The organism is Rhodococcus sp. UFZ-B548 (assembly GCF_903819475.1).
Classification (GTDB): Bacteria; Actinomycetota; Actinomycetes; order Mycobacteriales; family Mycobacteriaceae; genus Rhodococcus_F; species Rhodococcus_F erythropolis.
The window spans coordinates 84,191-96,481 of sequence record NZ_CAIJDS010000001.1 but is presented as its reverse complement, the minus strand read 5'-3'; the positions used below and the strand labels follow the sequence as shown (position 1 = coordinate 96,481).

Sequence of the window (12,291 nt, the reverse complement as noted above, 5' to 3'; positions counted from 1 at the left end):
GCGCACTTTCTGGAGGCATGCGTGAATCTCGAACAGATAAAGGCTGCACAGCAACTGCTCGCCCCGGTCATGCGACGCACCCCGGTCGTGGCCTCGCGAGTGTTGTCCGAAACCACCGGCTTCGCCGTGAGCTTGAAATGTGAAAACCTGCAGCGCACCGGCTCTTTCAAACCGCGCGGTGCGTACAACCGCATTGCCAATCTTTCCGCAGAGGAACGGGCAGCGGGCGTGGTGGCGGCCAGTGCCGGTAACCATGCGCAGGGAGTTGCCTGGTCTGCAACAGAACTGGGAATCAAGTCGACCGTCTTCATGCCGACGGGTGCGCCGCTGCCGAAGTTGGTGGCCACCAAGGCATATGGAGCTCAGGTCCACCTGCACGGTTCGACTGTCGACGACGCGCTCGTGGCCGCTCGCGAATTCGCGGACCGGACCGGAGCGGTTCTGGTCCACCCGTTCGATCACGAGGACGTCGTGGCGGGGCAGGGGACTGTGGGGCTCGAAATCCTCGAGCAACTGCCTGAGGTCGGCACTATCCTCGTCCCCACCGGCGGCGGCGGGTTGATCGCCGGAGTGGCCGCAGCAGTCAAAGCTGTACGCCCGCAGGTCCGCATCGTCGGAGTGCAGGCCGAGACCGCGGCTGCCTGGCCGGCGTCGTTGGCAGCCGGGAAGCCGACCGCCTTGGCGTCGATGTCCACGATGGCAGACGGTATCGCCGTTGGCTGCCCGGGCGAGGTTCCGTTCGCCGAAGTTGCCGCCCATGTCGATGCCGTGGTGACGGTCAGCGAGGAAGCGCTGTCCAAAGCGCTCCTGCTGTGCCTCGAACGCGCCAAGCTCATCGTCGAACCGGCCGGCGTTGCGGCCGTTGCGGCCTTGATGACCTGCTCTCCGGAGGAGCTGGGACTGACAGGGCCGGTGTGCGCCGTGCTTTCCGGCGGCAACATCGATCCGCTGCTTCTCACGCACGTCATCTCGCACGGTCTGCGAGCGGCCGGACGGTTCCTCGGCGTTCACATCACCATCGACGATCGGCCGGGCGCACTGGTCTCGTTGCTCGAAGTGGTTCGAGCGAACGGCGCCAGCGTGGTCGACGTCATCCATTCCCGTACCGGTGGCGAACTCGCGCTCGACGAAGTGGAAGTCTTCCTCACCGTCGAGACGCGGGGTCCGGACAACAAGGCGGAACTTCTCACCGCCTTCGACCGTGCCGGCTACGCCGTACGACTGCAGAACTGACGCGACTTACTCGTCAGGCCAGCCGCCCAGAACCGTTACGCGGTACTCCTGGTCGACCAGCCTGGCGGGTACGTCGAGTTGATGTAGCCAGTCGATGGCCGAACCGCCCATGCCGACCGCAACCCGACTGAATGCGGCGGCCTGGGCGCAGGAAGATGCAATCACCGACACCGTGCGCCACATCGGCGTCGCCGTCGATTCGCGGTGCAGTGGTTTGACGGTGCTGGCCGTGGCGATCCCGCAGTCGGAAGGAAGCGCTACCTGGCACGTCGGGTCGCCGGGCAGGTCTTGAACCTGAATCTGCCAGCCGTCTTCCGGCGCCGGGCCGGCAACCGCGATGTCCCCGCCGAGGCCGACCAGTACTCCGCACCCGAGAAGCGTGGCGGTCGATGCCGCGCAGTGGTCCGCTGAACTGGCGCGGGCCGTCGCGGACAGATCGAGAACGACGTCGTCCGGGCTGTACACGCGGTTGTTCTCGACGCGGATCTTCCACCAGGAGTGAGGGTCTGCCGACCCGGCCGTCGGCGTGAGTTTGCCGTCGGTCAGTCGTGCGACGGCCAACGCGTCTTCGAGGAAGTGCGCGAACATCGGAGTCACGGCGACGCCGTCGACGTTGCTCGCGGCGCTGACATAGGTACGAATCTCGGAGTCGGCACGATCTCGATTGGTGGCAGCGTCGGCAGCGGTGAGGTATCCGCGAACCAGGCTGGCCGCGGAGGGAAGGACATCAGGGTCGGTGACGACAACCCGGGCCTGCACACCCCACGTGAGCCACTCGGAGGCCGAGCGCGGAGTGCTCACGAACCGTTGGAGACGGCGTCCGGGGTTCCGAATCCGGCGACCACGACGGGCCGCTTCGCTACGGGATTCTTGGTGTGAGAAGCCGAGGTGTCCGGCGCGAGTGCCGTGGCAGTGGGAGAAGAAACGAGTGAAAGTCCGCCGCTTGCGAGCGCTCCCGCCACAGCCGTGGCTGCGAGGGCGAGGCGAACGGGTCGATACACCGTAGTGCGTCCCCGGGCGGGTCGTGGCCGATCGTCGCTCATGCACTCAGCTTGCACGCCGAACCTGAGAAAAGCCTTGGTGTCTGTAGTCATTTGCGTAACGCCCACCGAGATAAATGAGACATTGGTTACAGGAGTCGCGAGACTGAGCCGTGTCGAATGCATGTTCGAAAGGGTAGATGTTCGCACCGACAAGTTTCGGGTACGACCACGTACGTAGATTTTCAGAGGTTTATCGGAGGTTCGGATGGCAGTCGGTGTCCTGGCGATCGCTGTGTCGATCGGCACCGCACTGGGCGTGATGAGTGGAACTCTCGGAGCGCCCGCACAAGTCGAGAAGAACGAGTCTTCGAATGCTGCAGTCTCACTTGCAGCCTGGAACGGACCGGCACGAACTCAGGACACACCTGAGGGAATCGTGCCTTCCGTACCCTCCAACTTTCCGGGAGCGACATTGGCGCCCGTTGGAGCGGTGGCGGTGTTCGCGCCGTGGATCAAGAAGGCCGGTGCTCTGTGCTCGGAGATCACGCCCGCGGTGATCGCTTCGCTGTACTCGGTCGAGAACGGATTCAAGTACGGACCCGATACCGACATCTCACCGGAAGGTGGGCGCGGGCCTGGCCGCTTCACCACCGCAGCGTGGACGGCATACGGCAAGGACGGTGACGGCGACGGAAAGATGGACATCCTGGGCGTTGCCGATCCGGTGATGACAACCGGATACCGGTTGTGCGATCTCGTGAAGCAAGCGCAGTCCTGGCAGAAGTCCGGTGAGGTCGAGGGCGATACCGTCGACCTCGCGCTCGCTGCCTACGACGTCGGGCCGGACGCAGTTCGTGAAGCGGGCGGCGTCCCCGCCGACAAGGCGGGCGAGGTTCCCGCGGAGCAGGCGGTCGCCGCTCCGTTTGTCGCACAGATCAAATCGTTGCAGGACTCGTTCGCTCTGATGCTCGCACCCTTCGACTACAACAACCTCGCCGCCGCCGTTGGCGGCGTCGTCGAGGCCGGTCTGAAGTTTCTCGGATTGCCGTACGTGTGGGGCGGCGGAAACATCAACGGGCCCTCGATGGGCGGGTTCGACTGCTCGGGTCTGACGTCGTACGCGATCCACGCGGCCACCGGAGTGACGCTGCCCCGGACCTCGGAGACACAGTGGGGCGTCGGCGTCGAGGTCCCGCTGGATCAGGCGCAGCCCGGTGACCTGTTGTTCGGCAACTGGCAGGCAGGCGGTCCCGGCCATGTGGCGATCTATGTCGGGAACGGACAGATGCTTCACGCACCCACATTCGGTGACGTGGTGAAGGTCGGCCCGATCTTCGCAGGCATGAAGGCTCGCCGCGTGGTGTGAGTGGGCCGGAACTGCAACGCCGACAGAGCAAGAAGCGCCACCCGACCGAGTCGGGTGGCGCTTCTTTTCAGAGCTGGTACAGCCGATCAGCTGTGGTAAGGCTCCGCGCTCAGCAGCGTGACCTTCATGGTGCTGCCGTTGGGCAGGTTGTACTCACGCGTGTCGCCGACCTTGGCTTCGAGCAGCGCGCCGCCCAGCGGTGAGTTCGGGGAGTAGACCTCGAGCTTGGCGTCACGTGCGCCTTCTTCGCGGGTAGCGATGAGGAACGTCTCGGTGTCACTCTCGTCGCCGTCGTAGTAGACCTTGACTACGGATCCGGGCAGTGCAACACCGGACTGAGTGGGGGCCTCGCCGACCTTTGCGCTGTTCAGCAGCTCCTGGAGCTGGCGAATGCGGGCTTCCTGCTGACCCTGCTCTTCGCGGGCAGCGTGGTAGCCGCCGTTCTCTTTCAGGTCACCCTCTTCGCGACGCTCGTTGATCTCGGCGGCGATGACCGGGCGATTGGCGATGAGCTGGTCGAGTTCGTTCTTGAGCCTGTCATGTGATTCCTGGGTAAGCCAGGTCACCTGGGTCTCGGTCATCTCGATCACTCCCTAGTAGTCGGAGCCGGGGGCTCCCTCGACGATCGCTGCAACAGCAGCGAACAACGACTCGGAAGCACCACCAGGGATGCAACCTTGCCGTCAAACCTTGCGTCAATGCAGCAATACACGGTTCCACCCGGAACCGTGTATCGGGCAATTCTATCACGCATGACTACCCGCCCTGTCCGGCGCCAAACGTCCGGCAGGGTGGATGCGTTCCGAGGTCAGCTCTTGGTCAGGTACTCTGGAACGTCGAAGCTACAGCCGTAGACGTCGGCCATGCCTGGCGGCTGGGACGTCTTGACCTCGGTGTTGAACTCGAGGGTCTGATGCTCGGAGGACGGGACGTAGACCTCACGTCGTCCGGTTTCGGATCCGTCCTTCGAGCGAGCGCGCACGATGCACATCGCGTCACGTGACGAGTCGTCGCGTGTGACGGTGAAGCGGATCTTCACCGTGGAGTCGTTGGCGATGTCGAACGAGATGGTCTCGGTCTCGATTTCCTTGACCGCAAATTTTCCGTACGCGTAGTACGCGATTCCGCCGCCTACGACGATGACGAGCGCGGTCAGAGCCCACACCATCCACTTGCGGGGACTGCCCGTGCGAGTTGTGCTCGGGTACCGATCTTGGGGAAGCGGTTTGCTCATCACTCTGCTCTCGAAGGCTCGAGTTCACGTGTCGTGCAGCAACTGACTGTGTCCCGCCGAATTACCGAAGGGGTCACGGCTGCGCCAGGAACTCTCGGGTGGAACTATAGAGGACGTGTCCCGTCGCGCCGTCGGTAGGTTTGTCGGCAGTCGGTACGTTTGACGGCAACCACCCGGAGTAATCCGAGCGGTGCACAGCGTGTGACTCGAAGACTGCCGGTGACGGCTACAGGTGAACTGCCGGTGACGGCTACAAGTGAACTGCCGGCAACGGCTACAGGTGAAGTTGAGGTGAACGAACACGTGAGCGGATTCCGGCTCATGGCCGTCCATGCCCATCCCGACGACGAGTCGAGCAAGGGTGCGGCCACCACCGCCCGTTATGCAGCCGAAGGCCACGAAGTGATGGTCCTGACGCTCACCGGGGGTGAGCGTGGCGACATTCTCAACCCGGCCATGGACGTTCCCGGTGTCCGCGATCGAATCAGCGAAGTTCGCCAGGAGGAGATGGCCGAGGCCGCTCGCATCCTGGGCGTGAAGCAGCGCTGGCTCGGTTTCGTCGATTCCGGGCTCCCCGAGGGTGATCCTCTTCCGCCGCTGCCCGAAGGGTGCTTCGCCCTCGTTCCGCTCGAAGAGTCGACGCGCGCTCTGGTCAAGGTGATTCGCGAGTTCCGTCCCCACGTCGTCACGACGTACGACGAGAACGGCGGATACCCGCACCCGGACCACATCCGGTGCCACGAGGTGTCGATGGCTGCCTACGAGGCCGCTGCCGATCCCGAGTACTTCCCCGAGGACGGTCAGCCGTGGGAAATCAAGAAAGTCTACTACTCGCACGGATTCATCCGTAAGCGCCTCGAACTCTTCCAGGAGGAGTACGAGCGTCGCGGTGAGCCGTTCCCGATGGCGGACTGGCTCAAGAAGTGGAAGACCGAGCGCGGCGACATGATGGTTCGGGTGACCACTCAGGTCACTTGCGGCGACTACTTTCCCCAGCGCGACGACGCTCTGCGTGCGCACGCGACGCAGATCGATCCCAACGGTTCGTTCTTCGCTGTGCCGCTCGATATTCAGCAGAAGATCTGGCCCACCGAGGAATTCGAGCTCGCCAAGACGCGGGTCACCACGTCCATTCCGGAAACCGACCTGTTCGCAGGTCTCGAAGAGGACGCTCAGAAGTGAATGCTCTGTCCGCCGAGGTAGTTCTCGGCACCACACAATTTCTTGCTCAGACCCCGAGTAACCCATCCGGTCCGGAGTTCGGAAAGTCGTCTCCGGTCGGCCTGCTGGTGATTCTTGCGCTGCTCATCGGTGTGATCCTCTTGGTCCGGTCGATGAACCGCCAGCTCAAGAAGCTGCCGGAAACGTTCGAACCGGATCATCCCGAACTCGATCAGCAGGCAGACGAAGGCACCGACCGGGGAGCGATCACAGCTCCGAGCCCGGCGGAACCGAACGTCTCTACCGAGAAGAAGCCGAAGCAAGAATCCTGAGACGAACGAGGTAGCGACGATGGACCCACGGCTGCGGAACAACCTGGGTGGGTCCTCGAGCCCCTACCTGCGTCAGCACGCCGACAATCCGGTCCACTGGCAACAGTGGGGCGAAGAGGCGATGGAGTGGGCGCGCGAGCGCAACGTGCCGATCCTTCTCTCGATCGGATACTCGGCGTGCCACTGGTGCCACGTCATGGCGCACGAGTCGTTCGAGAACGACGAGATCGCGGCCGTCATGAACGCGAACTTCGTCTGTGTGAAGGTGGACCGCGAAGAACGTCCCGACATCGACGCCGTCTACATGAATGCGACGGTCGCGATGACCGGTCAGGGCGGCTGGCCCATGACCTGTTTTCTGACTCCCGACGGTTCACCGTTCTACTGCGGCACGTATTACCCGCCGACGCCTCGCGGCGGAATGCCGTCGTTCACACAGCTTCTCGAAGCGATAGTCGACACCTTCACGAATCGGCGCGACGAGGTCGACAACGCGGCGCAGTCGATCGTCACGGAACTTCAGCGCGCGTCTGGCGGAATTCCGTACGGCGGAGCGCCTGTCGACGCCGAACTGCTGAACGCGGCGGGTCGATCGATCCTCGGTGACGAGGACATCCCGCGCGGGGGATTCGGTGGGGCACCGAAGTTTCCACCGTCGGCACTACTGGAGGGGCTGCTCCGACAGTTCGAGCGAACGGGTTCGGGCGAGATCCTCGGCGGTATCGAGCGCACCGCCGAAGCAATGGCACGCGGCGGTATCTACGACCAGTTGGGCGGGGGATTCTCGCGCTACTCGGTCGATGCCGAGTGGGTGGTTCCGCACTTCGAGAAGATGCTCTACGACAATGCGTTGCTCCTGCGGTTCTACGCGCACTTGGCGCGGCGAACCGGATCGGACCTGGCCACCCGCGTAGCCAGGGAGACCGCAGGATTTTTGCTCTCCGATCTGCTGACCGAGAACGGTTGCTTCGCTTCGGCTCTCGATGCCGACACCGACGGCGTCGAAGGCCTCACGTACGTATGGACGCCGACGCAGCTGGTCGAGGTACTCGGTGCGGAGGACGGGCAGTGGGCGGCGGACTTGTTCCGGGTCACCGATACCGGAACCTTCGAAGAGGGTGCGTCGGTATTGCAATTGCTCCGTGACCCCGACGACTGGTCGCGCTGGCAGACGGTCTCCGACGCTCTACGCGCCGCCCGGGCTCAGCGTCCACAGCCTGGCCGCGACGACAAAGTGGTGACGGCCTGGAACGGGTTGACCGTCACGGCTTTGACGGAAGCGGGACTTGCCCTGGACCGACCCGACTGGATCGCGGCGGCGGCCGAGTGCGCTGGCGCTCTTCTCGACCTTCACCTGGCAGACGGCCATTTGCGTCGCGCTTCCCTCGGCGGGGCTGTCGGCGCCCCGACGGGAGTGCTCGAGGATTACGCAATGTTGGCCACCGGCCTCCTGGCTCTCTACCAGGCAACGGGATTCGCGCGGTGGCTCGATGCGGCGCAGCAGTTGCTCGACGTCACGCTCGACCACTTCGCCGATCCGGCCGAGCCGGGAAGCTGGTTCGACACGGCCGATTTCGCGGAGTCCCTCGTCACACGGCCCCGAGACCCGTTGGACGGCGCGACGCCGTCCGGTGCGTCGAGCGTCGCCGAGGCTCTGTTGACCGCGGCGGCGTTGACCGATGCCGATCGATCCTCTCGTTACGCCCAGGCCGCGGCGGACGCGCTGGCGAGGGCCACGCTGCCGCTCGAGCGTGCGCCTCGGTCGGCGGGACACTGGCTCACAGTGGCGGAAGCGTCGTTGCGTGGTCCGATACAGGTGGCCGTCGTCGGGGAAGGTTCGCTGTTGGCCGATGCCCGCCGGCTTGCCCCGGGTGGAGCAGTGGTTGTCGGCGGAGCGCCGGATTCTTCACCGCTGCTTGCAGATCGACCCCTTGTCGACGACGGTGAAGCCGCGTACATCTGTCGGGGATTCGTGTGTGATCGGCCGGTGACGACGGTGGTGGAACTGGCGAATCAGTTGAACACGACGAGCCATACCGCGATGTAGTGGCAGATCGCTGCGATGACAGTGGCAGCGTGGAAGAACTCGTGATGCCCGAACGTCGTCGGCCACGGGTTGGGCCATTTTGTCGCGTACAGAATTGCGCCGACGCTGTAGAAGATTCCGCCGACGAGCAGCAGCACCATCGGCGCCACACCGACCTGGTGTGTCAGTTCACCGACCACGGGAACGATCGCCCAGCCGAGGAGAAGGTAGAGCGGTACCCCTACCCATTTCGGCGCGGTGGGCCAGAGCATCTTGAGGGCAACGCCGGCCAGTGCACCTGCCCACACGATCGCAAGAATGATCTTGCCGGTGTGGGTGGGAAGGCCGAGCATGGCGAACGGTGTGTAGCTGCCGGCGATGAAGAGAAAGATCATCGAATGGTCAGCACGCTTCATCCACGTACGGCCCTTGACGGTCTGCCACTGGATGCGGTGATACGTCGCGCTGATGCCGAACAGGCCGCAGATCGTGATGCTGTAGATCGCGGTTGCCCAAGCCGCCTTGGCGCCCACCTGAGCGCCGGCTACGGAGACGAGAACGATGTCCGCGACGACGGAGACACCGAGCGCCCACAGATGGATCCAACCGCGCATGCGTGGTTTGACCGGAAGCTCGTCGAGCCCGAATGCCGTCATGTGCAACCCCTCTCGTTCCGTGCTGTTGCGAACTACGTAACCTACGGTACCGTAGGTTACGCACCAGTAGCATAACCTACCTGCGGGTTTTCGACGCGTACAAAAAGCGTGACGGCGCTCGCATGTGGCTGTCACTGCCGGGCGTAGTCTTTGACACCATGGTGATGTCACGGTGAATCTGCGCGGACTGCTGTACAGCATCTACGAGCGACGGCTCCTCAGTCATCTCGACGGTCTCGCGCACCCACGGCACGTAGCCGTGATGTGTGACGGAAACCGGCGATGGGCTCGCGAGAACGGCTTCACCGATGTCAGTCACGGGCACCGCATGGGCGCGCTCAAAATTGCCGAATTGCTCGAGTGGTGCGACGCCGCCGGAATCGAGATGGCAACCATCTACCTGCTCTCGACCGAGAACCTGCGCCGCGAGCCGGAAGAGCTCGACACGCTCCTCGAAATCATCACCGACGTCGTCGAAGAGATCTCCGGGCCCGGCAAGAACTGGAGTGTGCAGATCGTCGGTGCTCTCGATCTTCTGCCCCCCGAGCAGTCCAGGCGCTTGCGGGAAGCGGCGGCGGGGACCAGTGGCCGAACCGGGACACATGTCAACGTCGCGATCGGATACGGCGGACGTCAGGAGATCGCCGACGCCGTCCAGTCGCTCCTGCGCGACAAGATCGGTGCGGGTCTGAGCGGAGACGAACTGATCCAGGCCGTCACGGTCGACGGCATCGACGGTCATCTGTACACGTCGGGACAGCCCGATCCGGATCTGGTGATCCGCACCTCCGGCGAGCAGCGGCTCTCCGGATTCTTGTTGTGGCAGAGCGCTTATTCGGAGATCTGGTTCACCGAGGCGTACTGGCCCGAGTTCCGTCGAGTCGACTTTCTTCGAGCCTTGCGTGACTACGCGGCGCGCCACCGCCGGTTCGGCGCCTGAGCCGTCTCAGAGCTTGCGCAGGCGCAGCCGGTTGATCGTGTGATCGGCGTCCTTGCGCAGTACCAGGGTTGCGCGGGGGCGGGTGGGGAGAATGTTCTCCACCAGGTTCGGGTGATTGATCGAGTTCCAGATCTCCTTCGCCGCGATGGTCGCGTCACGGTCGGAGAGGCCGGAGTAGTGGTGAAAGTGAGCGTTCGGATCGGCGAACGACGTGTTGCGTAGCGCGAGGAACCGCTGGATGTACCAGGCTTCGATGTCCTCGATGCGGGCGTCGACGTAGATCGAGAAGTCGAACAGATCGGAAACCATCAGACGCGGGCCGGTCTGCAGGACGTTGAGGCCCTCGATGATGAGGATGTCAGGCTGGCGGATCAGGTGGTACTGGCCCGGGATGATGTCGTACGACGTATGCGAATAGACCGGCGCCGCTACCTCTTCCGCCCCGGACTTGACTTCGGTGACGAAGCGCAACAGCTTGCGGCGATCGTAGCTTTCGGGAAAACCCTTGCGGTGCATGATGCCCCGACGCTGGAGTTCCCTGGTCGGATAGAGGAATCCGTCCGTGGTGACGAGGTCGACGCGTGGATGGTGGTCCCAGCGGGCCAGGAGAGCTTGCAGCACACGAGCAGTCGTGGATTTTCCGACCGCGACCGAACCGGCGACACCGATGACGAAGGGCACCTGACGATCGGGATGCTTCTCACCGAGGAACGTCGCGGTGGCCGCGAACAGCCGTTGGCGTGCCGCCACCTGCAGGTGGATCAGACGTGCGAGGGGGAGATAAACCTCGGCAACTTCTTCGAGATCGATCTGCTCGCCGAGACCACGCAAGCCGTACAACTCGTCCTCGGTCAACACCAGCGGCGTCGACTTACGCAGTGTCCGCCACTGCTTGCGGTCGAACTCGACGTAGGGACTCGATTCGTTGGTGCGCGCCATCAGCCCAGCTCACCGGCATGTAGTGAACCCGGGGCCCGGCGGACGAAACAGCTATGCGAGCAAGCCAGGCGCGTGTGCGCACGATCCGAGTGCATAGTCGGATTGTGCTCGGTGCCACGTCCGGGACTTTCGCCGGGTGGCATTCCGGAGCGAGCGGCTAGGCTCGGTCGTTATGGATCCAGACACACTTGTTCGCCAATATCTGCTGCTCGGACTGGGTTTCGACCGTCTCGAAGACGGGTTCGTCGACGCGTTCACCGGTGACCCGGCGCTGCGTAAGCAGATCGAGAGCGCCCCGAAGCCCGATCCGCGTGAACTTGCCCGCACGGCACGTGAATTGCGGGGCGAGCTGGCCGGAAGTGGTCTGAATGCCGAGCGCGCTCACTTCATCGACGTTCACCTTCGCGCCCTGGAATGCTCCGGGCGCAAGTTCGCGGGTGAGGACATCGGCTTCGTGGACGAGGTGGAGGCGTACTTCGACGTACGAATCGAAAAGGGAAACGAGGACGCCTACAGCGACGCGCACCGGTTGATGGGTGAAGTTCTGCCCGGTCCGGGACCGCTGGCGCAGCGAGTGCAGGCGCATCGCAAGGCCGACGAGATCCCCGCGGCGAGACTGAACGAGTGCGTCGAGGCAATGTCGAGTGCGCTGCGCGATCTGGTCCGCGGCACGTTCGGGCTTCCGGCGTCGGAAACCGTCGAATACGAAGTGGTGGGGGACAAGCCGTGGTCCGGCTTCAACTACTACCTCGGTGACTACCGCTCCAAGGTTGCGATCAATTCGGATCTGCCGCAGTTCATGGCCAACCTGCCGCGGCTGATCGCGCACGAGTCCTACGCCGGCCATCACACCGAGCATTGCCGTAAGGAAGCCGGTCTGGTCGGTTCGGGTCAGCTCGAGCAGACACTGTTCCTGGTCAACACGCCGCAGTGCATCATGGCCGAAGGCCTCGCAGATCTGGCGCTGGAAGCGATCGTGGGTCCGGAGTGGGGCTTGTGGGCGCAGGACATCTACGCCGATCTCGGCTTGTCTTTCGACGGGGAAAAGGCGCAACGGCTCTCCGCCGCCTCGGGGCAACTGCTGAGTGTTCGTCAGGATGCCGCTCTGATGTTGCACGACGAGGGGCGCAGCCTCGACGACGTGGCACTGTTCCTCGAACGGTGGTCGCTGTCGACGCCGGAACGCGCTCGCCAATCGCTCAAGTTCCTGTCTTCACCGCTGTGGCGGGCGTACACCAGCACGTATGTCGAGGGATACCGGCTGCTCGGGGGCTGGCTGGACGAGGTGCCGGTGGGCGCAGAGCGCACCGAACGCTTCCGCAGGCTGCTCGACGAGCCGCTGGTCCCCAGCTCTCTGCGTGCTGCCTAGTGCCGGGTGGAGACGGCGGGAGCGAACTTCGTAGACTGGACGCATTCGTTTC

13 protein-coding genes are annotated in these 12,291 nt (G+C 63.9%); 7 read left to right on the top strand and 6 right to left on the bottom strand.

All coding sequences use genetic code 11. The features are described from left to right. Window positions 1-69 precede the first annotated feature (69 nt). The gene (ilvA, locus tag H7C86_RS00480; RefSeq protein WP_238077114.1) at window positions 70-1,233 is read left to right on the top strand and encodes a threonine ammonia-lyase; all 1,164 of its coding nucleotides are present in this window, start codon (window positions 70-72) and stop codon (window positions 1,231-1,233) included. Between the two features lie 6 nt (window positions 1,234-1,239). Here ilvA and H7C86_RS00475 read toward each other — a convergent pair whose 3' ends face one another. Both H7C86_RS00475 and H7C86_RS00470 read right to left on the bottom strand, forming a co-directional pair. Further along, a complete protein-coding gene (locus tag H7C86_RS00475; protein WP_060939517.1) occupies window positions 1,240-2,034 on the bottom strand; it encodes an FAD:protein FMN transferase in 795 nt (264 codons plus the stop codon). Then, window positions 2,031-2,276, bottom strand: a complete 246-nt coding sequence (locus tag H7C86_RS00470) for a hypothetical protein (RefSeq protein ID WP_153211881.1) — start codon at window positions 2,274-2,276, stop codon at window positions 2,031-2,033. The genes H7C86_RS00475 and H7C86_RS00470 overlap by 4 nt, the downstream gene beginning before the upstream one ends. 205 nt (window positions 2,277-2,481) lie before the next feature. Between H7C86_RS00470 and H7C86_RS00465 the strand changes: the two genes are divergently transcribed. Beyond that, a complete protein-coding gene (locus H7C86_RS00465; protein WP_051636488.1) occupies window positions 2,482-3,582 on the top strand; it encodes a bifunctional lysozyme/C40 family peptidase in 1,101 nt (366 codons plus the stop codon). 86 nt (window positions 3,583-3,668) lie between these two features. Here H7C86_RS00465 and greA read toward each other — a convergent pair whose 3' ends face one another. Further along, window positions 3,669-4,163: a transcription elongation factor GreA gene (gene greA / locus H7C86_RS00460; protein WP_007726385.1), complete on the bottom strand. Its 495-nt coding sequence runs from the start codon at window positions 4,161-4,163 to the stop codon at window positions 3,669-3,671. A 227-nt stretch (window positions 4,164-4,390) separates the two neighbouring features. Beyond that, a complete protein-coding gene (locus H7C86_RS00455) occupies window positions 4,391-4,816 on the bottom strand; it encodes a DUF4307 domain-containing protein (protein WP_020970262.1) in 426 nt (141 codons plus the stop codon). Window positions 4,817-5,119: 303 nt separating this feature from the next. Here H7C86_RS00455 and mca point away from each other — a divergent pair, with 303 nt between their 5' ends. From mca to H7C86_RS00440, 3 genes are read left to right on the top strand one after another with little or no spacing between them, the layout of a single operon-like run. Continuing rightward, window positions 5,120-5,998 carry a mycothiol conjugate amidase Mca gene (mca, locus tag H7C86_RS00450; RefSeq protein WP_020908526.1) on the top strand — a complete coding sequence of 293 codons (879 nt, stop codon included), beginning with the start codon at window positions 5,120-5,122 and terminating at the stop codon, window positions 5,996-5,998. After that, window positions 5,995-6,309, top strand: a complete 315-nt coding sequence (locus H7C86_RS00445) for a hypothetical protein (RefSeq protein WP_007726381.1) — start codon at window positions 5,995-5,997, stop codon at window positions 6,307-6,309. The genes mca and H7C86_RS00445 overlap by 4 nt, the downstream gene beginning before the upstream one ends. A 19-nt stretch (window positions 6,310-6,328) precedes the next feature. After that, a complete protein-coding gene (locus H7C86_RS00440; protein WP_182260917.1) occupies window positions 6,329-8,356 on the top strand; it encodes a thioredoxin domain-containing protein in 2,028 nt (675 codons plus the stop codon). Here the strand turns inward: H7C86_RS00440 and H7C86_RS00435 are convergent. Further along, window positions 8,323-8,991, bottom strand: coding sequence for a hemolysin III family protein (locus H7C86_RS00435; RefSeq protein ID WP_182260916.1), 669 nt, complete (start codon window positions 8,989-8,991; stop codon window positions 8,323-8,325). The genes H7C86_RS00440 and H7C86_RS00435 overlap by 34 nt on opposite strands. A gap of 172 nt (window positions 8,992-9,163) precedes the next feature. Here H7C86_RS00435 and H7C86_RS00430 point away from each other — a divergent pair, with 172 nt between their 5' ends. Continuing rightward, the gene (locus tag H7C86_RS00430; RefSeq protein WP_003945211.1) at window positions 9,164-9,931 is read left to right on the top strand and encodes an isoprenyl transferase; all 768 of its coding nucleotides are present in this window, start codon (window positions 9,164-9,166) and stop codon (window positions 9,929-9,931) included. A gap of 6 nt (window positions 9,932-9,937) precedes the next feature. On the opposite strand, the gene coaA is transcribed toward H7C86_RS00430, so the two are convergent. Next, window positions 9,938-10,870, bottom strand: a complete 933-nt coding sequence (gene coaA / locus H7C86_RS00425) for a type I pantothenate kinase (RefSeq protein WP_003945270.1) — start codon at window positions 10,868-10,870, stop codon at window positions 9,938-9,940. 172 nt (window positions 10,871-11,042) lie between these two features. Between coaA and H7C86_RS00420 the strand changes: the two genes are divergently transcribed. After that, window positions 11,043-12,239 (top strand): DUF885 domain-containing protein, encoded by a 1,197-nt coding sequence (locus H7C86_RS00420; protein WP_182260915.1) that lies wholly within the window; start codon window positions 11,043-11,045, stop codon window positions 12,237-12,239. Window positions 12,240-12,291: the final 52 nt, after the last annotated feature.